Source organism: Mesorhizobium opportunistum WSM2075, from assembly GCF_000176035.2.
Classification (GTDB): domain Bacteria; phylum Pseudomonadota; class Alphaproteobacteria; order Rhizobiales; family Rhizobiaceae; genus Mesorhizobium; species Mesorhizobium opportunistum.
Map to the genome: position 1 here is coordinate 1,002,563 of NC_015675.1, position 24,309 is coordinate 1,026,871.

The following is a 24,309-nucleotide window of genomic DNA, read 5'->3' on the forward strand; positions in this document are numbered from 1 at the left end:
CAAGCAGAAGGCCGGTACCTGATACGAGCCAACCGCGAAAGCTCGTGCTGCCCCTTGCCTGCCCGTCCTCCGCAGCAGTTGCGGAAGGGGCTCTTCCTCTCCCCCGTCGATCGGGGGAGAGGTGTCGAGCGAAGCTCGACGGAGTGGGGGTCGACCCTTGGGCGCAAGGCGAGGCTTGCGCCTGGTGCCCTTGCTATGTCCGTCGCGGCGGTTGCCAGGTGGTTCCCCCACTCCGTCTCGGCTTCGCCGAGCCACCTTGTATCTACACGAGAGCGATTTCGTGGGATTGAAGCGATTGAGCCAAGGTCCGGGCGGCCGCCCGGACCTTGGCTTGGCGAAGTCGCCCGTACCACCTGAGGTTACAGCCGCGGGAGAGCTTGGGATCTTCGCCTTCGTCACGCACGACCGAACAGTCGCTTGGTTCCAACCGTACGCACAAGGCAGGTTACCGTGAACAAGATCATTTGTGGAGTTGATGTTTCGAAGGATTGGCTGGACGCGCATGTCTGGCCAGGCGGTGCGGCAGAGCGTTTCGCCAATGACGCGACGGGCATCGCAGCTCTTTGGCTGTTCTGCCGTGGCCACGGCGCAGCAATGGCGGTGATGGAGGCGTCGGGCGGCTATGAGAGGCTGGGGTTCATGCTTTTGTGGGCGCATGGCATGCCGTGCGGCGTGGTCAATGCCAAGAGCGTGCGTCGCTTCGCCGAGGCGATGGGTTATCTGGAAAAGACCGACCGGATCGACGCTGCTGTCATCGCCCATTACAGCGAAGTCAAGAAGACGGTCCCCACGCCACCGCCGAGCGCTGCCCAGCAGCGGCTCGCCGCACTGGTTGCGCGGCTTTGCCAGGTTGTCGGCGATGCGACCATCAACAAGCAGCGCAGAAGTGCCGCACGCGACGCCGAGACATGCGCCAGCATCGAGGCCATGCTGGCCTTCCTCAAGCGCGAGCAACGACGGCTGGAAGGCGAGATTGCCTCGATGATCGACGACGATCCGCTGTGGGCCAGGCTGGAGCGGGCCTTCCGTTCGCTCAAGGGGGTGGCCGGGCGCACCGTCGCCCGCCTGATGGCCGAACTGCCTGAGATCGGCCTCATCTCCAACAAAGCCATCGCTAAGCTGGCAGGCCTCGCCCCCATCGCAGATGACAGCGGCAGGCGGGCCGGCAACAGGCATGTGCGCGGCGGACGCGCCGGGCCGCGAGGCATCCTCTTCATCGTCGCGGCCATCGTGGCCAAGTTCGATCCCCATCTCAAAGCGTTCGCTCAGCGGTTGCAACAGGCCGGAAAGTCCAAAATGCTCATCCGCATCGCACTCGCCCGAAAACTCCTCGTCATCCTCAATGCAAAAGCACGCGATGCGCGAGCCGAGTTCGCAAATGCAACTTGACACCCCAGACAGTCGCTCTCCCCCCTCCGGAGGGAGAGGAAAGGAGCCTGGCTGGGGCGGCACCCTCAGGCGCGGCCTCTGCACGAAAACTGCACGCGCTTGCTGGAAACCTCCTTGCATCCGCCGCACGGTTTCCCCGTCGGCCTGCGAGACAGACGGCATGCAAAAGCGAGCAAGCCCCCGTCTGCCCTACCGGTTGCGCAGCGACGGATGGTGGCTGGCCGATCCGCCACGCGCGGATCCCACCGCCATGCTCATTCCCTTTGTCCGCAAGAGCCTGCCGCCAATGCGGCCGGATGCGATCAGGCCAGATGCTGCCAAGAAGGTCAGATCATGACGTCGTTTTTCACAGCGGCACCAGGCTATTGCAGCCGCTTCGGCATTGCCGTGCTGCTGGTCGTGCTGGCGGATTTCCTGTTCTACGGCCAGCCGGTCGGCATCACGGTTTTGCTGTTCGCCATCCTGATCGCCGCCGCGGTCGTGGCCGTGCATCCCGCGGCCTTCAGCGATAGCAGGGTCTGGCTGAAGCCCGCCGCGCTGCTGGTCGCGCTGCTGCCGCTCGCCGAAAATGCCAGCGCCTTGTCTGTCTCGATCGCGCTTGCGGCGCTTGTCGTATTCGCGCTTTCGCTGAGCGGACGCCTGCGGCACGGTATCGCCCGCATTGCTCGGCAGATCGCCCTGTTTTGGCTCGCGGCGCCGTTTCGGTTCGTTGGCGATTTCATCCGCTGGCGCAGGACAGCGCGCCGGTTCGGCCGGCGCCGCGTCCGGCTGGCGGCGATCGCCGTCTGGGTGATGCCGCTGACACTGGGCGCCGTCTTCCTGGCGCTGTTCGGCACCGCCAATCCGGTCATCGGCTACTGGCTGTCGCTGATCGACCTTCTGAAGCTGCTCGATCTCATCCAGCTGGCGCGGATTGCCTTCTGGCTGTTCGTGCTCGCCGGCGTCTGGGCCTTTTTGCGGCCACGCCTGCCGCGATTTCGTCGGCGCGTTTCCCGGCCAAACCATGTCCCAGCTGCTCAGCCGGCGACCAATCCGCAAATTCACGTCATCGAGGACATCGTTTTCGGCAAGGCGGCCATCCTGCGCGCGCTTGTTGTCTTCAACGTGCTGTTCGCGCTGCAGACCGGGCTCGACTTCACCTATCTGTGGGGCGGGGTGGGCCTTCCCGACGGCTTGAGCTACGCCGCCTATGCGCATCGCGGCGCCTATCCGCTTATCGTAACCGCGCTGCTCGCCGCCGGTTTCGTCCTCGCGGCGCTGCGGCCCGGCAGCGCGACCTCGGCCGATCCGGTCATCCGCCGGCTGGTCTATGCCTGGGTGGCGCAGAACATCATGCTGGTCATCTCGTCGATCCTGCGGCTTGACCTCTATGTCGGCATCTATGCGCTGACCTACTGGCGCATCGCGGCTTTCGGCTGGATGGCTCTGGTGGCGGCGGGCCTTGCGCTGATCATCGCCCGCATCGCCCTGCAAAAATCCAACGAATGGCTATTCTCCGCCAATCTTCTGACGTTATCCTTAGCGCTTTATGGCTGTTGCTTCATCAACTTCGCGGCAACGATCGCCAATTACAATGTCGACCATTCCCTTGAAATGACCGGCCAGGGCATTCCCCTCGACGCCTGGTATCTGCGCTCGCTTGGCCCGGGCGCGTTTCCGGCGCTCGACCGGTTCTTCGATCACCAGGACAAGACGCCTGCCGCCGGCGCTGTCCGCGAGCTGGAGCGTGTGCGCGACAGCGACGAAAGCTGGTATCGCAGCGTCCAGAACAACTGGCGGGCCTGGAGCTTTCGAGACTGGCGCCTGCTGCGCGATCTCGACAGCAAGGGGTCGCTCGTGCTTCCTCAGCCCTCGCAACCTACCGCGCGGGACCGCTGATCCATGCCGCATCACATCCTCGTCGCCGACGATGACCCGCATATCCGCGAGGTGATCTGCTTTGCGTTGGAAAAAGCCGGCATGAAGACGGCTGCCGTTTCCGACGGTGCGGCCGCTCTGCGAGCGATCGAACGGCACACACCCGACCTGGTCGTGCTCGACATCGGCATGCCGGAGATGGACGGGCTGGAGGTCTGCCGGCGGCTCAGGCACACATCCGATGTGCCGGTGCTGTTCCTGTCGGCGAGGGACGAGGAGATCGACCGCATCCTCGGGCTCGAAATGGGCGGTGACGATTATGTGACGAAACCGTTTTCCCCGCGCGAGCTGGTCGCCCGCGTCAACGTCATCCTGCGGCGCGCCCGCCCGGCGGCGCCCGAACCGGCCGACGACAGGCAGTTCGCGCATGGTAAGCTTATTCTGGTGCCGGCCAGCCACGGCGCCGCCTTCGATAGCAAGCCGCTGTCGCTGACGGGTATAGAATTCTCCATCCTGAAAGGGTTTCTGGCGCGGCCGGCGCATGTGCTCGACCGCGACGCGGTGATGGCCAATGCCTATGCCGGCAAGGTCCACGTCGCCGATCGCACCGTCGACAGCCATATCCGCAACATCCGCGCCAAGCTGGCGGCGGCGGGTTGCCTTGACGCCATCGAGACGGTGCATGGCGTCGGCTTCCGGCTCGGCCGATGCGGCTGACCAGTTCGCGCAAATGGATAGGCCGCAAATGGCGGCCACGGCTTGCCACCGTCGTCGTCGCCATCCTGATCATGGTGATGGCGCTGCCGCTGGTCGGCCTGTTCTTCTTCCGGCTCTACGAGAACCAGCTGATCCGGCAGACCGAGGCGGAACTGATCGCGCAAGGCGCGGCCATTGCCGCCATCTACGCGCAGGACGTTCGCGACGCCGGCATCGCGCCGGAAAAGCTTGGCGCACTGACACCTGGGGCAAATGGGATCTCGAGCCGAAGCACCAATCCCGACGGCCCCTACCGGCCGATCGAGCCGCGCCTCGATCTCGCCTCGGATTATGTGCTTCCGACCCGGCCGGCGGCGACGCCCGCAATCGCCGATCCCGCTTTCGCCACGATCGGAACGCGGCTGTCGGGCATTCTCGACGCCACGCAGAAAACCACGCTGGCCGGTTTCCGGCTGCTCGACCCCCGGGGTGTCGTCATCGCCGGGCGCGGCGAGGTCGGGCAGTCGCTCGGCGAGGTCGAGGAGGTGCGCGCCGCGCTCGGTGGCCGCTATGCCAGCGCGCTCAGGCTGCGCATTCCCGACCAGCCGACGCCGCCGCTCTATTCGGTCAGCCGCGGCACCAAGGTGCGTGTCTTCGTCGCTTTGCCAGTGGCCGTCGACGGCAAGGTCGCCGGCGTGGTCTATGTGTCGCGGACGCCCAACAACATCGTCAAGCATCTCTATGGCGAGCGCGGCAAGGTGACCCTGGCGGCGATCGCCATCCTCGGCGGCACGCTGCTCATCGGCCTGGTCTTCCTGCGCACCGTCAGCCGGCCGATCTATGCGCTGATCGACCGCACCGAACGCATCGCCGCCGGCGACCGCGACGCGATCCGGCCGCTCGACCACCACGGCACATACGAGATGGCCGAGCTTTCCGCCGCCTTCCTCGACATGGCCGAAAAGCTGCAGGCGCGATCGGACTCGATCCAGACTTTCGCCACCCATGTCTCGCATGAACTCAAATCGCCGCTGACGGCGATCCAGGGCGCGGCCGAGCTGCTGCGCGATTCCGGCTCGGCGATGGACGATGCCGAGCGCCGGCGCTTTTCCGACAACATCGTCACCGATGCCGGTCGGCTCAACCTGCTGGTGCGGAAGCTGCTCGACCTGGCACGGGCGGAAAATCTCGCGCCCAGCGGCCAAAGCACCTCGATCGGTGCAGCGCTTGCCCTGCTCCCGGTCGACACCAGGCTGGCGGTTCGCGTCGAAGTCGGCGGCGATCTGGCCTTGCGCATATCGGCGGAGAACGCGGCGATCGTGCTGGGCAATCTCATCGATAATTCGGCCCGGCACGGCGCGACGCAGGTTTCGATCATCGCCGCAAGCGCCGGCGGCAAGGCGACGGTGCTGGTCGGGGATGACGGCGCCGGCATTTCGCCGAGCAACCGGGCACGCATCTTCGAACCGTTCTTCACCACGCGGCGCTCTACCGGCGGCACCGGCATGGGGCTCGGCATCGTGCTGGCCCTCCTGAAAGCGCATGATGGTATGATCCGGCTGGTTGACAGCGAGCCCGGCACGCGCTTCGAGATCATTCTGCCGGTAGTATGAGAGTGAGCATGATCTTTTCCGAAAACCGGCGGCCACTTTTCGGGATCATGCTCTAGGCTTGGAGAGGCATAAAGCGTGCGCTACGACATCGTCATCATCGGCGGGGCCATCGTCGGGTCCTCCATCGCCTATTACCTGCGCGAGGAAGGGTTTTCCGGCTCGATCGCGCTGATCGAGCGCGATCCGCAATTCGCGCAGGCGGCAACGACGCTGTCCATGGCCTCGATCCGCCAGCAATTCTCCATTCCGGAAAACATCCGGCTGTCGCAGTTCACGCTGAAACTGTTTCGGCGGCTGAAGGAAGAGTTCGGCACCGATGCCGATATCGGTTTCCGCGAGGGCGGCTACCTCATCCTCGCCGGAGAGGCCGGGCTGCCGATCCTGAAGGCCAATCACGAGGCGCAGATCGCCGAGGGCGCCGACATCGTGTTGGAGGACGCCGAGCAGCTGACGCGGCGCTTCGCCTGGCTGTCGACCGAAGGTATTTCCGCCGGCGCCTATGGCCGCACCGGCGAAGGCTGGTTCGACGCGCATGCGATGCTGACGCTGTTCCGCAAGGCGCTGCGTGACAAGAAGATCGATTTCATCACTGCCGATGTCACAGGCATCGCGCGCGACGGCAACCGCGTCACCGGCGTCAAGCTCGACAATGGCCAGACGCTGGAGGCCGGCATCGTCGTCAACGCCGCCGGGCCGAATGCCGGCAAGGTCGCGGCTTTTGCGCGGCTCGAGCTGCCGGTCGAGCCGCGCAAGCGCAACGTCTTCGTCTTCGAGGCGCGCGAGAAATATGCCGACATGCCGCTGCTGGTCGATCCCTCCGGCATCTATGTCCGCCCGGAAGGCTCGGTCTACCTCACCGGCGGCGCCGAACCGGAAGAGGGCGACGGCCCGGCCGCACCCGGGGATTTCGAGGTCGATTGGCCGCTGTTCGAAGAGGTGATCTGGCCGGTGCTGGCAACCCGCATTCCAGCCTTCGAAGCGATCAAGTCGACGCGCGCCTGGGCCGGCCACTACGACTATAACACGCTCGACCAGAACGCGGTGATCGGCCCGCATCCCGAGGTCGGCAATTTCATCTTCGCCAATGGGTTCTCAGGCCACGGTCTGCAGCAGGCGCCGGCGGTCGGCAAGGCGCTGGCTGAGCTGATCGTGCATGGCGATTACCGGACGGTGGATTGCTCGGCGTTCGGGTATGAGCGCGTGGCGGAGGGTCGGGCGTTCCGGGAATTGAATGTGATTTGAGGCGCGCTTCTTCCTTCTCCCCTTGCGGGAGAAGGTGGCCTCGCGAAGCGAGGTCGGATGAGGGGTGTTCCAGCTTGGCGATACCCTCATCAAGGTTGGTGGTCTGGGAACAGAACCCGTCAACCTCTCACTCCGCTGGAACACCCCTCATCTGTCTCGGCGCTGACGCGCCGATCCACCTTCTCCCGCAGGGGGAGAAGGAAAGAGGCGCGTCCAAGCCGCCACCCGGTTTCCCGCATCCAAATATGCCTGCAGCCAGCTCAGCACCCGTCCCCAGCCCTCGGCATGTTCAGCCGCCGCTTCACTTAAGCCGGCAAAGCCGCCATGGCAGATCGTAATGCGGGTGCCGATCGCGATCGGTTCCAGCAGATACGCCACTTTGGTCTCTCGCCGGCCAAGTGTCGGGTGGTCCCACGCATAGGCCCGCGTCTGCACGATCCGGCGCGGCGCCTCGATGTCGAGGAATTCGCCGCCGGCCGGCCGGCTTCTGCCGTCGGCCGTCCTGACGACTACCGTCCAGCGGCCGCCGACGCGAAGATCGGCCGACCAGTCGACCACGCGGTAGGTGTCGGCGGACCCCCACCAGCGCTCGACCTCATCGCTAACCAGAGCGTGGAACACGTGTTCAACAGGCGCGCCGAGGTCGGCCGATGCCATGATCGTCTCGCCATTGGTCATGCTATGCACCATGGGAACATACGTCATGGATGCCTCCGGATAATGTTTGTTTCGGTATCGAAATGATATTTCATCCCTTGGAGGGCGGACGCTCAAAACCCTTGCCGGTTTCGAGCAGGCTCTTCAGGCTGGCCAGCACCAGCGGCCAGCCCTTGGCGACGTTGCCGATCAGGCTATGCGAGCCATCCGCCTCATGGGTGACAGCAAGCTTCATCAACTCGCCGTCCTGCTCGATGGTGAAGGTGCAGCGCGTGTAGCCGTCGGCCTTCACTTCCGGCATCCATTCGTTTCGCCATTTGATGACCAGGCGCTTGGGCGGGTCGATCTCGAGGATCTCGCCGCTGTCGGCGACGCGGCCGTCCGGGAATATCAGCTTCCAGCTTGAGCCGACTTTCCACTCGCTCTCCTGATAAGAGCAGAGGAAGAACTGCCGGTTGAACTCCGGGTCGGTCAGCGCCTGCCAAAGCTTCTCAGGCGTGGTGCGGATGTAGGTCACATAAACAAAGCTGTTGCTCATCAGTCTTCCCTTTCGAGGCGTTTCTTCAAGTCGCTGAGGGCGGCCAGCCGCCCCCTCTCGAATTTGCCGATCCAGCGCTCGGCGATCTCGTTGATCGGAACCGGGTTGAGGTAGTGCTCCTTCTCACGGCCCCGACGGATGGTGGAGACGAGGTTTGCCTCCTCCAGGATCGCCAGGTGCTTGGTCACTGCCTGGCGCGTCATGGCCATTTCCGCGCACAGCGCATTCAAGGTCTGCCCGTTCCTGGCATGGAGGCTGTCCAGCAATTGCCGGCGTGTCGGGTCGGCCAGGGCGCGAAAAACGGCATCCATGCTCATGGCTCTAATATGCAACCATTTGGTTGCATGTCAAGCCGCAAGACCGCGCGCCATCTGACGTCTGGATGCGGTCAGCGGAGAAGAAGTCAGCGCTTGCGGGACGACCAGAAGGCGTCGGGCATTCGCTTCATGCCGATGCGCTCGTAGAAGCCGACGGCGTCGGGTAACGAGATCAGGCTGATGGCGACGGAGGGGCCGAGCTGCCGTCGTGCCTCATTGAGCAGGCCCTTGCCGATGCCGAGCCCCTGTGCCGACCGGGAGACGGCGAGCTCCGATATGTAACAGACCCAGGAGAAATCGGTGACGGCCCTGACAACGCCGACCAGCGGCTTGCCCTCCACGTCGAGACGCGCGGTCAGCACCAGATTGGCACCTGACAGCATGGCTTGCAGTCTGGCGGTGTCATCGATCGGCCGTGTCTCGCCAAGGCCGGATTCCACCAGCACGCGGCGGAATTCGGCGATGTCGAGCGCGGTCTCGCGTGCGTAGAGGATTTCGGAGTTTTCAACCATGGCAGCGAGATTGCATCAGCCGGCCAGGATTTCGAAGCCATTTTTGAGGTGGTTCAGTTTCAGCGTGCGGCATGATACAGCCATTGCGGTGGCCCGTAGCTCAGGGGAAGAGCGCCAGTTGCATGCTGGAGGCCCCCGGTCGAGACGGGGCGGGTCTGCCGCCAGCATCGCGCACGAACAGTTGGCTTTTATTTGGCCACGGCTTTGTGTAAACCGTGCCTCAGCAAATTCCCCCGCAACGAAAAAACGGGCCAAAGCCATGGAAAAATTCACCAAGCTCACCGGCGTCGCAGCGCCAATGCCGATCGTCAATGTCGACACCGACATGATCATCCCGAAGGATTATCTCAAGACGATCAAGCGCACCGGGCTCGGCACCGGCCTGTTCGCAGAGATGCGCTACAAGGACGATGGCTCGGAAAACCCGGATTTCGTGCTCAACAAGCCGGCCTACCGCAAGGCGCAGATCCTGGTCGCCGGCGACAATTTCGGTTGCGGCTCGTCGCGCGAGCACGCGCCGTGGGCGCTGCTCGATTTCGGCATCCGTTGCGTGATCTCGACCTCGTTCGCCGACATCTTCTACAACAACTGCTTCAAGAACGGCATCCTGCCGATCACCGTCGGCCCCGAGGATCTCGAGAAGCTGATGGACGATGCCTCGCGCGGCTCCAACGCCACGCTGTCGGTCGATCTCGAAGCCAAGGAAATCCGTGGCCCGGACGGCGGCGTCGTCACCTTCGACCTCGACGATTTCAAGCGGCACTGCCTGCTCAACGGGCTCGACGATATCGGCCTGACAATGGAGAAGGCCGGCGCCATCGCCTCGTTCGAGAAGAAGAACGCCGAACAGCGCCCCTGGGCCTGAGCGGTACCCCTGCTGAAGATATAACCCGGCCGCACAGGCCGGGTTTGCGGCGACTGAAGGGAGGGACAGTCATGACACGTTCGCTTCTTGCCGGCGTTTGCGGGTTGGCCTTGTTGCTGATGCCCGCCGCGAGCGCGTTTGCCCAGACTGAGACACCGGCCGCGCAACCGGCGCCGTCGGCCGAAAAGCCGGCCACCGACCAGGGGACGGGCGCCGCCGATGCTGCCGACGACGACAGCCAAGCACCGATCTCGTTCGAGGGCGGCCAGTTGACCATCACGCAGCCGGAGCAGGATGGCGAGAAGGTGCTTGCCTATGACGGCCAGCAGCTGGCCAGCAACTATGACGTCTTCTTCGACAAGATAGTCGAGGTCGGCGGCGTCAAGGTGGCGCTGTTCGATGTCGGCGACGGCGGCAATCAATGCGGGCCGGCAACGGTAATCGTCTGGAAGCCCGAAGGCGGTACCATCCAGAGCACGAAGGTCGAGCAGGACGAGTGCGGCGCGCCGCCCTCGGCGGTGTCCGACAACGCCATCTATTTCGTGCCCTATCTGCTGCCGGGCGATCAGAAGCCGGCTTTGCAATGGTCGCCGACGGACGGGCTGACGATTTCAGGCAATCTGACCTACATGCCCGAACCTGGCACAGACTGGAAAGACATCGATCCGGAAAAGTACCAGAACATCATCGACGCCTTCCACAACGAGGCCGTCTACAAGCAAGCCGAGACGCTGCTCGGCAAGGACATGCCCGACATGGCGACCAGCTTGCTGGTCGGCGGCGGCACGGAAAAGACCGCGTCCGGCGCCTTCTACGCCAGCGGCTGCGTGCCGCATGATTGCGGCGGCAATGACGGCTTCATGGCCGTCGACCCGGCCCAGCACAAGCTCTACTTCGCCCGCCGCGGCGACAATGGCCAGCCGAACGCTTGGCCTGACGTGAAGACCTGGCCGGCCGATGTGAAGGCGGCGCTGGACAAAGCGCTGGGCGAGGCGAATTAGGGATGTGGCGGTGAACAAAACCATTTCGCCGCGATCCTTCACACCCCCCTCTGCCCTGCCGGGCATCTCCCCCGCAAGGGGGGAGATCGGCCGTCACCACGACTTTCGCTAATCTTCAACATTGAAAGAATGGCGGTCCGCCAAAGCTGCCAATCTCCCTCCTTGCGGAGGAGATGGCCGGCAGGCCAGAGGGGGGTGGCTGTCCCGCTGACGTCAACAAGCGTTTGCACCGCTGATCCACCTGCTTTGGCCCATGGTCACCCCAGCCCTTTCCCTGCAAAATGCCACTAACATCCGCGAGGCCTCACCATGCGCAAACTCATCTCCACCGGCTCGCCGTTCGAAAAAACCGCAGGCTATTCGCGCGCGGTGGTGCAGGGCGACTGGTGCTTCGTGTCCGGCACGACCGGCTACGACTATGCCACCATGACGATGCCGGACAGCGTCGAGGCGCAGACGCGTAATTGCCTGGCGACGATCGGCAAGGCGCTGGAGGACGGCGGTTTTGCCATGGCCGATGTGGTGCGGGCGCATTACTACATCACCGACCAGGCTTTCGTGGACGTGGTGTTCCCGATCCTGGGCGAGACGTTCGGCGACATCCGGCCGGCGGCGACGATGATCGTCTGCCAGCTCAACAAGCCGGAGATGAAGATCGAGATCGAGGTGACGGCGCTGCGGCGCTCGGCCTAGAGCAGTTCACCGTTTCACGAAACGGCGAACCGCTCTATCTCTTTGTTTTGACGCAATTCCGGACGGAAAACCGTTCACACTTTTCCTGGAATTGCTCCAGGTAGTTGAGGCCAAGGCCATGAAGGTCCGGCGCATCGTCGCCAATATTGCCACGCAAGACATCGCGGCTGCGAAGTGCTTCTATCAGGACGTGCTCGGCCTCGACGTCCTGATGGACCTTGGCTGGATCGCCACCTACGGTTCCGAGGCGGAGATGCAGGTGCAGGTCTCCTTCATGGCCCAAGGCGGCTCCGGCACGCCGGTGCCGGATCTCTCGATCGAGGTCGACGATGTCGAGGCGGCGCTCGAAGGCATGAAGACGGCAGGCTTTGCCATCGAATACGGGCCGGCCGACGAGCCCTGGGACGTGCGCCGCTTCTATGTGCGCGATCCCTTCGGCCGGCTGGTGAATATTCTCTCGCATCGGTGAAGGCCAGGCGCTGCAATTTGCGAGATGGCGGCGGGACAGCGCCCCCCTTTGTCCTGCCGGACATCTCCCCCTCAAGGGGGGAGATTGGCAGCCTCGCCGTCTCGCCTCGCTTTCGGCATAGGAGATTGGCGAAGGCCGAGGTGACATCCAATCTCCCCCCTTGAGGGGGAGATGCCCGGCAGGGCAGAGGGGGGCGTGAAGGATCGCAAACTAACGAGGTTGTCCTTGATCGCTGCGTTCCTGCTTGCGCCCAGCCCGCTTGGCGTTTAGCAAAGCGCCGGTTCAAATCTTTCTGGGACGGTTTTCATGGCAACGAAGCATCTTTTCCTGCTCCCCGGCGACGGCATCGGCCCCGAGGCCATGGCCGAGGTCAAGAAACTGATCGCTGCCATGAATGAAAAGCTCGGCAGCGACTTCGCCACCGACGAAGGCCTGGTCGGCGGTTGCGCCTATGATGCGCATGGTGCCGCGATTTCGGATGCCGATATGGCAAAGGCCATGGCGGCGGATGCGGTGCTGTTCGGCGCCGTTGGCGGGCCGAAATGGGATGCCGTGCCCTACGAGGTGCGCCCCGAAGCCGGCCTGCTGCGGCTGCGCAAGGACATGGAGCTGTTCGCCAACCTGCGCCCGGCCATCTGCTATCCGGCGCTGGCGGCATCCTCCTCGCTCAAGCAGGAAGTGGTCGAAGGCCTCGACATCCTGATCGTGCGTGAATTGACCGGCGGCGTCTATTTCGGCGAGCCCAAGCAGATCATCGACCTCGGCAACGGCCAGAAGCGCGGCATCGACACCCAGGTCTACGATACGTTCGAGATCGAACGCATTTCGGGCGTCGCCTTCGAGCTGGCGCGCACGCGCAAGAACCACGTCACCTCGATGGAAAAGCGCAACGTCATGAAGTCGGGCGTGCTGTGGAACGAGGTTGTCACCCAGACCCATAAGGCGCGCTATTCCGACGTCAAGCTCGACCACATGCTGGCCGATGCCGGCGGCATGCAGCTGGTGCGCTGGCCCAAGCAGTTCGACGTCATCGTCACCGACAATCTGTTCGGCGACATGCTGTCCGACATCGCCGCCATGCTGACCGGCTCGATCGGCATGCTGCCGTCGGCCTCACTCGGCGCGCCCGACGCCAAGACCAAGAAGCGCAAGGCGCTCTACGAGCCGGTGCATGGCTCGGCTCCGGACATTGCCGGCAAGGGCATCGCCAACCCGATCGCCATGATCGCTTCCTTCGCCATGTGCCTGCGCTATTCTTTCGGCATGGTCGATGAAGCCGACAGGCTGGAAGGCGCGATCGCCGCCGTGCTCGACCAGGGTCTGCGCACCAAGGATATCTTCTCGCCGGGCATGACCGAGGTCGGGACCGTCGAGATGGGCGACGCGATCATCGCCAAGTTCCTGGCTTAAGCCGCAGGGCCCTGCCTCAACGAATATCGCCGGCCAGCTGCCGCAGCATAGTAACGAGCTGAGCTTCGTCCACCGGCTCGAAAAAGGCCACGTCGGCGGCCTCGACAGCGATGATGGCGCGCTGGGCAGCGGCGGCTCCGGCTGGGGTGATGCGGATCACCTTGGCGCGGGAATCCCTGGGGTCGGCCTCCCGCACGATCAATTCCTTTGCCTCGAGCCGGGCGACGACATCCGAGGTCATCTTCACCTCTGTGCCGGCCTGGGCGGCGAGCTGCACCTGGTTGGGCGGCTCGCCATCGCGACCGAGCCACATGGCCGAAGCCAGCAGCACGAACTGGACATGCGTCAGGTCGAGTGGCGCCAGCGCCGCCGTCATGACGCGCTGCCAGCGCATGGTGGTTCGCCAAAGCAGCAATCCCGGGCTCTCCGATGGTCCGCTGAAGCGTGTGTTCAAATCCTGCCCATCAGCCACGGCTTGCCAGCTCCTCTGCCTGCTCGAAAAGCCTGGTCATCGAGGTGTCGAAATCGCCGCTGATCTGCGGCCCAAGCTCGGGTCCAACCTCGGCGGCCGAGGGGCCGGAAATCTCAAGCCGGTGGGTGACTTGCGTGCCGCCCTCGACCGGGACCAACGTATGCCGGAACAGCAGTTTCGTGTCACCGAACGACGTCTCGTCGGCATAGGTGACGTTGTCGACGAGATCGACGATGGTCGATTCGAACGTGTCCTGCCCCACCGGCGTCACGGAGACGCGGGTACCCTTGGCGAACGGCCCGTGCAGCACGAAGGTGTCGGACCCTTCATAGGCGAGACGGCCCTCGTGCAACGCCTTCAGTGCGTTCCAGATGGCTTGCGCCGGGAGAGGGGAAATGGCGGTGTATTCATTGGTCCACATTGTCTTGCCTCCATTCAATCTGTGCACAGACTATCTGTGCGCGGATTAAATTGCAAGAAGAATCTTCAGCGCGACGACTTTGTTATTCGAGCGGGAAAGTTTCTTTTTTATCGGGACTGGTCTTCTAGACCCTGACGCCTGCCGGCACCGGCCCCCAAGGGTTTTCGCCCACCTGAGACGGTATAAGTCCGAAGACCAGAAAAGCCGCTTCGCCGATGACTGGGATGAAGCAGATCAAGACAAGCCAGCCACTCAGGCCGATGTCGTGAAGACGCCGGACGACAAGCGCGATCCACGACAGGCCGAATGCCAATGTGAAGATAAGAGCGGGTATAAACCCTATCGAGCTCCGGCCCGCGTTGATGCCAAAGCCATTAATGGCCAGATTCACCAGTATCCCGAAGCCAACAAGTGCTAACTGCACCAGGATAAAGCACAGCCAAAAGGCCCAGAATTCCTTGCGGCGTGCGCGTCCGTTGAAATTAAGATAATTCACGCTCACCGTCTGCCTGAAATAGGCCCACAGTCCTGTAGAGCCGGCAGGCCGCTTTTCGGCAAACCGGCTAGGCTCAGGTGGTTGACCGGTGCCTGACGAGGGCGTGGTTGAGGCAACGGCGACTATATTGTGGGCCGTCCCGTCATCCGGCTGGAACTCGACGAGAGTGCCTCTCACGAGGGCCACACCGTGGTTCAGATCATTACGGGCAAACATATAGCGCTTACCGTCGACCCCATTGATGTAACCGAAATCCTGGTCCTGGTCGTAGTGATAGACCGCGCCACGCATACCTTGCCCCCGCCATGCTGCGATGCGCATACTACCCAAGGTTGTTCATGATTGCAATATGCACGTCAAGCTATGTGCTGACACCCGCCGGCACCGGTCCCCACTGGTTTTCGCGTCCCTGCGTCGGGATCAGGGCGAAGACCAGGATGATCAGGCTGCCGAAGGTCGGGATGAGGATCAGCAGGCAGAGCCAGCCGGTCAGGCCGAGGTCGTGCAGTCGGCGCACGATCATACCGAGACCGGGCAAGAACGTGGCCAGCAGGAAAACACCAAAGAGCCCGACCGTCACCGCCGGGATTTCGGCGTTATCGAAATTGCCCATCTCGGAATCGGCGAAAACGCCGATGCCGATGACCACCAGCAACGCGATCGTCCAGAACAGGCAATAGCCCCAATATTCCTTGCGGCGGGCGCGGCCGGCGAAATTGAAGTAGTTCTGGGTCAGGCCCCGCCAGAAATAACCCCAGAGGTCGCTGGGTTCGGCCGGCTCGGAGGAACGGCCGAAATGCCCTGCCTGGGGTGGGGCGGCTGCGGGTGCGGTACCAGCTTGAGCCGGTGCGGCATTCATGGCGGCGTCGGCAACCGGGCTTGCGGCAGCCGGGCTTGTGGTATGGCCGGCGATCGAAAAAACATCGCGCGCCTGGCCGCCGCCCGGCTGGAACTCGACCGCCGTCATGGTTAGCGCGGTTTGCCGGCGCAGGTTCTCGCGGGTGAAGGTGTAGCGGTTGCCGTCGGCTCCGGTGATGAAGCCGAAGCCCTGATCCTCGTCATAGTGAAGAACTTCGCCGCGCATGCGCCACCCCTGTCGCCAATGTCCCTGCCAAGGTGTCGCATGGGGCCGCGCCCATGGGCAAGCCATGCGCCATGGCTACCATATCAGCGGCAAATGAAGCATAAGACATCAGAAGCAGCCATCCTCGCCCAAAGCAGACAATGACAGCCGAGTGCCCCGATGCCAGTGTCGCGACCGAAGATGGCGAGGCCGAGAGGCCTGCGAGGCCGGACCCCTCTGTATTGGTCCCCTCTTTATTGGCGATCGACGCCACTGGCCTGATGTTCTGGCCACCCGGCAAGGGGCTGGCCGGCATCCCGCGGGTGGAAAGCTTTCTCATCAACGCGGCGCTGGACGATCCCGATCCTGGCGTCGAGGTGGTGGCGTTCAGGCCCGGGCAAGGCCGCTTCCGGCCGCTTGCGCCCTTCGAACAGGATCATGTCGCGGCGGGCGAGATTTCATCGCATCGGCGCAAACGGTGGCCGGGAAAACGCACGGCACTGGCGCAGGCTTTCGAAGCGGTGAGGCGGCATCCGTGGGGCAAGCGCGAGGCGGACCGTCATCTGGCCAAAACGGTGACCAATGGCCGCAAGGGAATTGTCTACCAGGCAACGGGGCTGCTGATCCGCATTTGCCGTCTCTACCAGCAGGCGCGGATCTGGATGGGAGCACGGCCTGACGCGGCGAGTCAGACCGCCGAGGCGGAGCCGGGCCTTGTACTGATCAGCCATCACATCCTGACCCAGGAGGACCGGTCCGCAGTCTCTGGTGCCGCCGGCAGGCTTGCCTTCCTCTGCCACGATCTTATCCCGACACTGCGCCCCGAGCTGCTTGGCGCGAGCGTCGGCGAGCGCCGTTTCGGGTCTTATCTCGAACAGCTCGTGCGTTTGGGCGCGCCGGCGTTCTGCGCTTCCGACGCGGTCGGCGTCACGCTCACCGATCACATGCGCAAGGCCGGCATCGCCGCGCCGGTCGTGTACCGGTTCCCGATGCCCTCGATCCTGCACGAGACGGCATCGCGCATGGGCGCGACGTCGCGCATCGAGACCGGCGAGCCATTCGTGATCTACTGCTCGACCATCGAAGTGCGCAAGAACCACATCCTGCTGGCTCGGATCTGGCAGCAGGCGCTGGAAGAAGGGGTCAAGCTGCCAAGGCTTGTCTGCGCCGGGCGCTGGGGCTGGATGATCGAGCCGCTGCGCGCCTTTCTCAAGGCGCATCCCGAACTGCTCCAGTCGATCACCTTCACCGGGCTGGTCAGCGACGAGCAGCTGATCCAGTATTATCGCAGCGCCACGTTCGGCGTCTTTCCCTCACATATAGAGGGCTGGGGCTACGGCGCCTCGGAATGCCTCGATTTCGGCGTTCCGGTCATCGTGTCGACGGCGCCGTCGCTGATCGAAGCGACCGGCGGGCTGATGCCGGCGATCGATTCCGAAGATGTGCAAGGCTGGTATGCCGCCACCCGCAGGATGGCGGAGGACCACGCCTGGCGTTCGTCGCTGGCCGAGCGCATCGCCAAGCAGCACCGCCCGACGCCTGCATCGGCAAGCTGGGCCGCCATCAAGGCCGGTCTGCATGCGTCGGTCTCCCGGGCTTCGAACGCCTGACCGAACCGGCCGGGTTCGATCCGTTACTGGCCTGGAACAATGGAGAAAAACGAGTGCAACAGGGCTGTTTTGGCGGAGGTAAAATGAAGAGCAAAAGACTTGCCCTGTACACTTTCGGCATATTCCGTGCTCCAGCCAGTGATCCCGTGAACCAGGGCTTTCATGACCGCAACGATCGCAATTTTCTGGTTGCCGAAACGAGCGAAGGGTTCATCGCCAGATCGGGTTATGATGAAGAGCCCGGCCCCGAAAGCTGGGGCGTGCAGGTCTTTCCGCGCTTCTATAGTGAACGTGGAGACGGTTGGTCGCCATCGACGTTGTCGCTGTGGAAAGACCTGGCATCGCCGATGGCATTCTCCTATGCCGGAATTCATAGGGAGGCGATGAGGCACGGACGAGAATGGTTTCTCAAACCCGCCTGGCCGCCCTATGTGCTGTGGTGGGTCGAGCGGGATTATACGCCCACCTGGACGGAAGCCGTGGTCAGGCACGAATTTCTTCACGACCACAAGGCCAGCGCTTTTGCCTTCGATTTCAAGACATGTTTCGATGAAGACGGCCGCTCGACGACAGTCGACAGCCAGGTGGTCAAGCAAAACATGCGCTTGAATGAAGAACGCCAGCAAATGATCCAGACCGTGAACTCATAAATGCGGAATGGCCGAGATCGGAGTGGACAGCGGCCTGTCCGTTCTTGCGATCGGAAGGGACAGGCCGCTGCCCTGCCGAGCTATTTCAGAGGCAGAAAGAGTTCAACGACCACTTCGCGTAGCGGCCCCTCCGGGAAGTGGGACAGATGTCGTTGGCAATAGATTGGAAAGTCGCGTGCTTCCTCGCCGCTGGCAGGAAGCCACTCACGATAAAGGTAAAGTGCTGCGGGTTCGAGATTGTTGGTATTGCCGGGGTAGCGCAGCACCGCACAGCGTCCGCCAGGGATCACGCCAGCCTTCATCTGCGCGTCATTCGCCTCGATCGGTTGGTCGGTCCCGGCACAGATGTCCATGCTATAGTCAGCCGGGACCGCAGGCTCTCTTTCGGAACGAAAGACGTTGAAGGTCGGGCTTGTCTCGGGCGACAAGCCCGCGGCCTTACGCCAGGCGATGAACCGCTGGATGGTGTCCTGGAGCGTCGCCCGGTCTCCGCGATGCTCCATGATCGCCACCGGCGTCGGGGGCACATCGCGGATCGTCACGTCGGTGTGATCAAAGATTATCTGCATGAGCGTGTTCCTTGCTTTTTCGAGGGGCCCGAAGGCCATAAGCCACGACCCCCAGTCGGGAGACTTCCGGAACGACGAGGGCGATTGTCCGAACCGTTGCCGAAAGGCGCGTGCGAAGGCATCCGGCGCGTCGTAGCCGGCATCAATCGCGATATCGGTGACGCTTTGGGCGTCACTTTCGGCAAGCCTGTATGAAGCGCGCTTCATGCGGGCGAGCTGGACATAGCGATGCACGGACAACCCGAAGGTGGACGTGAACTGCCGATGGAAATGGTATTTCGAGAACGCCGCGACACCGCTCAACGCCTCCAGGCCCAGATCGTCATCCAGATGCTGGTCGATGTGGTCCAGCACCCGCTGCATTCGGGCTTGGTAGTTTTCAAGTGCTGCCTTCAACGCTCTTCCTCCGTGGCGACACCAACTAGGCCTTTCCGGATATGTCGCGCTCGACCGATCTTGCGATTTTGGCATGGATCAACAGGGGCCTGGACGCCATGGCGCGGTCTGCCAGCGCGCTACGGCTCGCGCACGATCAGCCACAATCGCTTTGTGCGCTGGTGAAAGGCGGAGGCCGCATGATGGATGCCATCGCGGCAGCACAAGGCGGCGACATCCAAATGATCGACAGCGCGAGTGCGGTTCACCGTTTCACGGAAACGGCGACCCACTCTATCTCTTGGCTTTGATGCGATTGCGGACGGGAACCCGTTTCACATACTTTTCGGCATCATGCTCAACCTGGCCGCTTCTTCGCCTTCTTGTGCTTCGGCGGGCCGGCATTGTCGAATTTCGGCTTGCCCGGCTTCTTCGCCCACGGCTTCGCCTCATGCGCGGCGGCGGGGCGTTCGGCTGCCGGTGCACGCTTCTCGAACTTGTGCTTCGGTGCGTTGGGGTCGAACGGCGCCTTGCCGCGATGCGGTTTCTTGTCGGGGCTTGGCGGCTGGTAGCCGGCCCGCGACAGGTCCGGTGTGCCGTCCAGCCGCTTGACCACGATGTTGCCCTGGAGTTTGCGGTCGGGACCGATCGCCGTCAGGAAACGATCGGCCCAGTCGGCGGCGATCTGCACGAAGGTCTCTTCCGGCTGCATCTTGATGGCGCCGATCTCGCGCTTCGAGATGCTGCCGGTACGGCACAGCATCGGGATCAGCCAGCGCGGCTCGGCATTCTGCCGGCGTCCGATCGACAGCGAAAACCAGACGCTGGCGCCGAAATCGTCGCGCCGGCTGGGCGCTTCGTCGCGGCGCGCGAAACCTTCGCCCGCCGGTCTTTCACGCGAGGGCGTGAAGGGTGCCACATCCATCAGATCCTCGGGCGCGGAGCGGCTGGCGCGGCACTGGCGCACGAAGGCGGCGGCCACCTGCTCGGCGCCATGCTGGCTCAGAAGCGCGTCGATGAAGGCGCGCTCGTCGTCCTTGACCGGCTCGTCGAAGGCCGGATCGGCAAGGATGCGCTCGTCGTCGCGCCGCATCACGTCGTCGGCCGATGGCGGGCTTGCCCATGTCGCGGTCAGCTTGGCGCTCTGCAGCAGGCGTTCGGTGCGCCGGCGGGCGCTGCCCGGCACGATCAGCGCGCTGACGCCCTTGCGCCCGGCGCGCCCGGTGCGGCCGCTGCGGTGCAGCAGCGTTTCCGGGTTGGTCGGCAGGTCGGCGTGGATGACCAGTTCGAGATTGGGCAGGTCGATGCCGCGCGCCGCGACATCGGTGGCGATGCAGACCTTGGCGCGGCCGTCGCGCATCGCCTGCAGCGCATGGCTGCGCTCGTTCTGGCTGAGCTCGCCCGACAGCGCCACGACCGAAAAGTTGCGGTTGTTGAAGCGCGCGGTGAGATGATTGACGGCGGCGCGCGTGTTGCAGAACACCAGCGCGTTCTTCGCCTCATAAAAACGCAGTACGTTGATGATGGCGTTCTCGCGGTCGGCCGGGGCGACGCTGAGCGCCCGGTACTCGATGTCGAGATGCTGTTTTTCCTCACCGGCGGCCGAGATGCGCACGGCGTCACGCTGATAGCCCTGGGCGAGCGTGGCGATCGAGCGCGGCACGGTGGCCGAGAACATCAGCGTGCGGCGCTCGGCGGGGGCTGCGTCGAGGATGAATTCGAGATCCTCGCGAAAACCGAGATCGAGCATCTCGTCGGCCTCGTCGAGCACGACGGCTTTCAGCGCCGACATGTCGAGCGAGTTTCGGGTTATGTGGTCACGCAGCCGGCCGGGCGTGCCGACGACGATGTGGGCGCCGCGCTCCAGCGCGCGCCGCTCTGTGCGCATGTCCATGCCGCCGACGCAGGACGCCACCGTGGCGCCGGTCATTTCGTAGAGCCATTCCAGTTCGCGCGTCACCTGCAGCGCCAGTTCGCGCGTCGGCGCCACCGCCAGCGCCAATGGCGCTGTGGCTGGGGCAAAGCGGTCCGCACCGTCGAGCAGCGTCGGCGCCATGGCAAGGCCGAAGGCGACGGTCTTGCCGGAGCCGGTCTGCGCCGAGACCAGCGCATCGGCCTGGCCGAGCTCCAGGACGGCCTTCTGGACCGGGGTCAGGTCGGAATAGCCGCGTTTTTCCAGCGCCTTTGCCAGCGCGGGAACAAGTGCTTCGAAGTTGGACATCTTACTCTTTCGGAATTCGGGGTTCTGCGCTCATCATGGGAGCACGAGCCGGGGCCGGCATCGCCAGCCAAACAATCTTGGCCGTTCGTACTTCCTGCCGCCGCTCTTGTACAGGGCAAGCGGCACCGGCCTTCCTTCTCCCCTTGTGGGAGAAGGTGTCGCCGAAGGCGACGGATGAGGGGTGCTCCAGGGAACACCAACGCCTCACTCCGCTGGAGCACCCCTCATCCGTCTCGGCGCTGTCGCGCCGATCCACCTTCTCCCACAGGGGGAGAAGGCAGAGCAGCACACGCAATTGACTCTTTTACCAAACCGCGTAAAAGCCGCCACTGAACGGGATCATTTCGATGCGCGGCCTTTTGATGGCTTCTATTGCATTCGACCTCCCTGGCCACAATCATCTGGCTGGGCGCGTTCGCGCGTCTTACCGCTCCCCTAAAACCATGGCCAAAACCACCACCAAAACGGTGTGATTCCCTTGGCCTAACCACCCTCTCCCGGGTCCGGCCCGGGGGACGGAACCCGCATTGGCCGGCGGGTTTTCTCCAAAAACCAAGCGGAGAGGGACAGGAGATTTCGATGAGTTTCAAGGTTGCAGTCGTCGGCGCCACGGGCAATGTGGGTCGGGAAATGCTCAACATACTGGAAGAGCGCGGCTTTCCGGTAAGCGAAGTGGTGGCGCTCGCCTCGCGGCGCAGCCAGGGCACGGAAGTGTCGTTCGGCGACCGCACGCTGAAGGTCAGGACGCTCGACCAGTATGATTTTTCCGACACCGACATCTGCATCATGTCGGCCGGCGGCAACGTCTCCAAGGAATGGTCGCCGAAGATCGGCAAGCAGGGCTGCGTGGTCATCGATAATTCGTCGGCCTTCCGCTACGACCAGGACGTGCCGCTGATCGTGCCGGAAGTGAACCCGGACGCGATCTCACTGTTCACGCGCAAGAACATCATCGCCAACCCGAACTGCTCGACGGCACAGCTGGTCGTGGCGCTGAAGCCGCTGCACGATGCCGCCACCATCAAGCGCGTCGTCGTCGCGACCTACCAATCGGTGTCCGGCGCCGGCAAGGAAGGCATGGACGAGCTGTTCACGCAGACGCGCGCGGTGTTCGTCGCCGACCAGGTCGACGTCAAGAAGTTCACCAAGCGCATCGCCTTCAACGTCATCCCGCATATCGACGTCTTCCTCGACGACGGCTTCACCAAGGAAGAGTGGAAGATGGTGGCCGAGACCAAGAAAATGCTCGACCCCAAGATCAAGCTGACGGCGACCTGCGTGCGCGTGCCGGTGTTCATCGGCCATTCGGAAGCGGTCAACATCGAGTTCGAAAAGCCGATCACCGCCGACGAGGCGCGCGATATCCTGCGCGATGCGCCGGGCTGCCAGGTCTTGGACAAGCGCGAGGATGGCGGCTACATCACGCCGTTGGAATCGGCCGGCGAGGACGCCACCTTCATCTCGCGCATCCGCGAGGATTCGACCGTCGACAACGGCCTGTCGATGTGGATCGTCTCCGACAATCTGCGCAAGGGCGCGGCGCTCAACGCGGTGCAGATCGCCGAGCTGCTGGTCGAGCGCGGACTGATCCAGCCGAAGAAGAAGGCGGCCTGACGGGTCTTTGGTTATCGCTCACGGGCCGCACCGCCGCTTGCGCGGCTGGCCCTCCGCGAGGGCGCCGGACGACCGGCGGCCCGCAGTCGCGGGCTCGGCCTTCGGCCGATTCAGCTTTCGCTCACGGGCCGTATCGCCGCTGCGCGGCTGGCCCTCCGCGAGGGCGCCGGACGGCCGGCGGCCCGCGGTCGCGGGCTCGGCCTGCGGCCGATTCAGCTTTCGCTCACGGGCCGTATCGCCGCTTGCGCGGCTGGCCCTCCGCGAGGGCGCCGGACGACCGGCGGCCCGCGGTCGCGGGCTCGGCCTTCGGCCGATTGGTGTTAGGTTTGCGAAGGCATTGATGAAGGCCAATCTCCCCCCTCGTGGGGGAGATGTCCGGCAGGACAGAGGGGGGCGCTGTCCCTCTTTCCTCTCAATCGATCTCGGTTGTGCTCACCGACCTTTTACTGGTCGCAAATGAAGGAGGTTGGCGTTCCGTCACGCCCCCCTCTGCCCTACCGGGCATCTCCCCCACGAGGGGGGAGATCGGCAGCTTTGGCCGCCGCGCTAAACTCTGTTCTCCTTGGCCAGTTCCATCAGCAGCTCCATTGCCTCCTCGGCCCGCTCCGCCGGCACGAACAGGTGATCGTGGTAGAAAGCCGAGACCGGATTGACGCCCATGCCGGCGGTTGCCAGTCGCGTGGTGATGGCGGCGAGGAAGCCGACTGCTTCCAGCGATGAGTGGATGTTCAGCGTGATCATCCGGCAGCGGAACGAGGCGGCCAGCCCGGCGGCATGGGCCGCCGCCTCGGGCACGATCAGCGTCGTGCCCTCGCGCTCGCGGAATATCATGAGCGGTTCGAGGCCTTCCGGCTGGGGAATTCCAGGCGCCAGCGTGGCGAAGACATAAATGCCATCCAGCAATTCCGGCGTCATCGATGCCAGCAATGTCTTCAGATCGGTTTCGCCAGTCATTTGTTCCTCACCGGATGCATCCATAGCCGCGAGCGATGAATGCCGATAGTCGCGATGTGAAGCTGGAGGGACAGCACCCCGGATGTCGCTTCCGCTTTCGCCAATAGCCAATTTCGTTGATCGGCGGGGATTTTGGGGTCGGCCTCGCCAATCTGAAGCGCGAAACCGACGCATGACCGGCACGGCACGCTACCGCTTGTCGAGCCGGCGGCATCGCGATCTTTGTTCTCCTCGGGATCAAATTAGCCGTCTGAGAGTTAAGAACCAGGCGGCGAGACGGCGATCCGCGTGTGAGAGGAACGAAAAGATGACGAAAATCTTGACCATTCTGGTGTTGGCGACGGCGCTCGGCGCATGTTCGCAGACGGAAAAAGGCGCTGCCGTGGGTGGCCTTGGCGGTGCCGCGGTCGGTGCCGCGGTTGCGGGCGATCCGGTGCAGGGCGCGGTTGTCGGGGGCGCTGTCGGTGCCGTGGCCGGCGCGCTGATCGGCCATGCCAGCGAAAGCGGCAAGTGCCGATACCGCGACCGCTATGGTCGGGTCTATGTCGACCGCTGTCCGAGCGGCTATTGATTGCCTCCGGGCTGAGATCAAAACGGCGGGCCCG

Annotated in this window: 26 protein-coding genes; 15 read left to right on the top strand and 11 right to left on the bottom strand. The window is 63.8% G+C overall.

The annotated features are described in order from the left end of the window. Nucleotides 1–450 precede the first annotated feature (450 nt). From MESOP_RS04690 to MESOP_RS04710, 5 genes are all read left to right on the top strand, one after another. Nucleotides 451–1,389: an IS110 family RNA-guided transposase gene (locus tag MESOP_RS04690; RefSeq protein ID WP_013892107.1), complete on the top strand. Its 939-nt coding sequence runs from the start codon at nt 451–453 to the stop codon at nt 1,387–1,389. Nucleotides 1,390–1,722: 333 nt separating this feature from the next. Further along, entirely contained in the window at nt 1,723–3,267 is a 1,545-nt protein-coding gene (locus tag MESOP_RS04695; protein WP_013892175.1) for a DUF4153 domain-containing protein, read from the top strand. Between the two features lie 3 nt (nt 3,268–3,270). Continuing rightward, nucleotides 3,271–3,963: a response regulator transcription factor gene (locus tag MESOP_RS04700; protein ID WP_013892176.1), complete on the top strand. Its 693-nt coding sequence runs from the start codon at nt 3,271–3,273 to the stop codon at nt 3,961–3,963. Continuing rightward, nucleotides 3,954–5,555, top strand: a complete 1,602-nt coding sequence (locus MESOP_RS04705) for an ATP-binding protein (RefSeq protein WP_013892177.1) — start codon at nt 3,954–3,956, stop codon at nt 5,553–5,555. The genes MESOP_RS04700 and MESOP_RS04705 overlap by 10 nt, the downstream gene beginning before the upstream one ends. Before the next feature lie 75 nt (nt 5,556–5,630). After that, the gene (locus tag MESOP_RS04710) at nt 5,631–6,797 is read left to right on the top strand and encodes an NAD(P)/FAD-dependent oxidoreductase (protein ID WP_013892178.1); all 1,167 of its coding nucleotides are present in this window, start codon (nt 5,631–5,633) and stop codon (nt 6,795–6,797) included. Between the two features lie 147 nt (nt 6,798–6,944). On the opposite strand, the gene MESOP_RS04715 is transcribed toward MESOP_RS04710, so the two are convergent. The 4 genes from MESOP_RS04715 to MESOP_RS04730 all read right to left on the bottom strand — a co-directional run bounded on the left by MESOP_RS04715 (nt 6,945) and on the right by MESOP_RS04730 (nt 8,821). Then, nucleotides 6,945–7,475, bottom strand: a complete 531-nt coding sequence (locus MESOP_RS04715; protein WP_245265053.1) for an SRPBCC family protein — start codon at nt 7,473–7,475, stop codon at nt 6,945–6,947. 70 nt (nt 7,476–7,545) lie between these two features. Next, nucleotides 7,546–7,992, bottom strand: coding sequence for an SRPBCC family protein (locus MESOP_RS04720; protein ID WP_013892180.1), 447 nt, complete (start codon nt 7,990–7,992; stop codon nt 7,546–7,548). Continuing rightward, nucleotides 7,992–8,309, bottom strand: a complete 318-nt coding sequence (locus tag MESOP_RS04725) for an ArsR/SmtB family transcription factor (protein WP_083833211.1) — start codon at nt 8,307–8,309, stop codon at nt 7,992–7,994. Before MESOP_RS04725 ends, MESOP_RS04720 begins: the two co-directional genes overlap by 1 nt. A gap of 86 nt (nt 8,310–8,395) precedes the next feature. Continuing rightward, nucleotides 8,396–8,821, bottom strand: a complete 426-nt coding sequence (locus MESOP_RS04730) for a GNAT family N-acetyltransferase (RefSeq protein WP_013892182.1) — start codon at nt 8,819–8,821, stop codon at nt 8,396–8,398. A 259-nt stretch (nt 8,822–9,080) separates the two neighbouring features. Between MESOP_RS04730 and leuD the strand changes: the two genes are divergently transcribed. From leuD to leuB, 5 genes are all read left to right on the top strand, one after another. After that, a complete protein-coding gene (leuD, locus tag MESOP_RS04740; protein ID WP_013892183.1) occupies nt 9,081–9,686 on the top strand; it encodes a 3-isopropylmalate dehydratase small subunit in 606 nt (201 codons plus the stop codon). A gap of 71 nt (nt 9,687–9,757) precedes the next feature. After that, nucleotides 9,758–10,687, top strand: a complete 930-nt coding sequence (locus MESOP_RS04745; RefSeq protein WP_013892184.1) for a hypothetical protein — start codon at nt 9,758–9,760, stop codon at nt 10,685–10,687. 309 nt (nt 10,688–10,996) lie between these two features. Next, the gene (locus MESOP_RS04750; protein WP_013892185.1) at nt 10,997–11,380 is read left to right on the top strand and encodes a RidA family protein; all 384 of its coding nucleotides are present in this window, start codon (nt 10,997–10,999) and stop codon (nt 11,378–11,380) included. Between the two features lie 118 nt (nt 11,381–11,498). Continuing rightward, the gene (locus MESOP_RS04755) at nt 11,499–11,849 is read left to right on the top strand and encodes a VOC family protein (RefSeq protein ID WP_013892186.1); all 351 of its coding nucleotides are present in this window, start codon (nt 11,499–11,501) and stop codon (nt 11,847–11,849) included. A gap of 306 nt (nt 11,850–12,155) precedes the next feature. Next, nucleotides 12,156–13,259, top strand: a complete 1,104-nt coding sequence (leuB, locus tag MESOP_RS04760) for a 3-isopropylmalate dehydrogenase (RefSeq protein ID WP_013892187.1) — start codon at nt 12,156–12,158, stop codon at nt 13,257–13,259. 16 nt (nt 13,260–13,275) lie between these two features. Here leuB and MESOP_RS04765 read toward each other — a convergent pair whose 3' ends face one another. The 4 genes from MESOP_RS04765 to MESOP_RS04780 all read right to left on the bottom strand — a co-directional run bounded on the left by MESOP_RS04765 (nt 13,276) and on the right by MESOP_RS04780 (nt 15,732). Next, nucleotides 13,276–13,674, bottom strand: coding sequence for a MarR family winged helix-turn-helix transcriptional regulator (locus MESOP_RS04765; RefSeq protein WP_245265054.1), 399 nt, complete (start codon nt 13,672–13,674; stop codon nt 13,276–13,278). Nucleotides 13,675–13,723: 49 nt separating this feature from the next. Next, nucleotides 13,724–14,152: an SRPBCC family protein gene (locus MESOP_RS04770; RefSeq protein WP_013892189.1), complete on the bottom strand. Its 429-nt coding sequence runs from the start codon at nt 14,150–14,152 to the stop codon at nt 13,724–13,726. A 124-nt stretch (nt 14,153–14,276) separates the two neighbouring features. Then, a complete protein-coding gene (locus MESOP_RS04775) occupies nt 14,277–14,939 on the bottom strand; it encodes a DUF805 domain-containing protein (RefSeq protein ID WP_013892190.1) in 663 nt (220 codons plus the stop codon). 70 nt (nt 14,940–15,009) lie between these two features. Continuing rightward, a complete protein-coding gene (locus tag MESOP_RS04780) occupies nt 15,010–15,732 on the bottom strand; it encodes a DUF805 domain-containing protein (protein WP_013892191.1) in 723 nt (240 codons plus the stop codon). A 140-nt stretch (nt 15,733–15,872) separates the two neighbouring features. On the opposite strand from MESOP_RS04780, the gene MESOP_RS04785 reads away from it, so the two are divergent. Beyond that, nucleotides 15,873–17,321, top strand: a complete 1,449-nt coding sequence (locus tag MESOP_RS04785; RefSeq protein WP_013892192.1) for a glycosyltransferase — start codon at nt 15,873–15,875, stop codon at nt 17,319–17,321. Between the two features lie 83 nt (nt 17,322–17,404). Then, complete coding sequence (locus MESOP_RS04790) at nt 17,405–17,971, top strand: DUF3291 domain-containing protein (protein ID WP_013892193.1); 567 nt, start codon at nt 17,405–17,407, stop codon at nt 17,969–17,971. A gap of 80 nt (nt 17,972–18,051) precedes the next feature. Here MESOP_RS04790 and MESOP_RS04795 read toward each other — a convergent pair whose 3' ends face one another. Beyond that, nucleotides 18,052–18,936, bottom strand: coding sequence for an AraC family transcriptional regulator (locus MESOP_RS04795; RefSeq protein ID WP_013892194.1), 885 nt, complete (start codon nt 18,934–18,936; stop codon nt 18,052–18,054). 41 nt (nt 18,937–18,977) lie between these two features. On the opposite strand from MESOP_RS04795, the gene MESOP_RS36725 reads away from it, so the two are divergent. After that, nucleotides 18,978–19,226 carry a hypothetical protein gene (locus tag MESOP_RS36725; RefSeq protein WP_041163995.1) on the top strand — a complete coding sequence of 83 codons (249 nt, stop codon included), beginning with the start codon at nt 18,978–18,980 and terminating at the stop codon, nt 19,224–19,226. Between the two features lie 47 nt (nt 19,227–19,273). Here MESOP_RS36725 and MESOP_RS04805 read toward each other — a convergent pair whose 3' ends face one another. Next, nucleotides 19,274–21,136 carry a DEAD/DEAH box helicase gene (locus tag MESOP_RS04805; protein ID WP_013892195.1) on the bottom strand — a complete coding sequence of 621 codons (1,863 nt, stop codon included), beginning with the start codon at nt 21,134–21,136 and terminating at the stop codon, nt 19,274–19,276. A 579-nt stretch (nt 21,137–21,715) separates the two neighbouring features. On the opposite strand from MESOP_RS04805, the gene MESOP_RS04815 reads away from it, so the two are divergent. Beyond that, the gene (locus tag MESOP_RS04815; RefSeq protein ID WP_013892196.1) at nt 21,716–22,750 is read left to right on the top strand and encodes an aspartate-semialdehyde dehydrogenase; all 1,035 of its coding nucleotides are present in this window, start codon (nt 21,716–21,718) and stop codon (nt 22,748–22,750) included. Between the two features lie 546 nt (nt 22,751–23,296). Here the strand turns inward: MESOP_RS04815 and MESOP_RS04825 are convergent. After that, on the bottom strand, nt 23,297–23,704 hold the full coding sequence (locus MESOP_RS04825) for an ACT domain-containing protein (protein ID WP_013892197.1): 408 nt from the start codon (nt 23,702–23,704) through the stop codon (nt 23,297–23,299). A gap of 307 nt (nt 23,705–24,011) precedes the next feature. On the opposite strand from MESOP_RS04825, the gene MESOP_RS04830 reads away from it, so the two are divergent. Beyond that, nucleotides 24,012–24,275, top strand: a complete 264-nt coding sequence (locus MESOP_RS04830) for a YMGG-like glycine zipper-containing protein (protein ID WP_013892198.1) — start codon at nt 24,012–24,014, stop codon at nt 24,273–24,275. Nucleotides 24,276–24,309 lie beyond the last annotated feature (34 nt).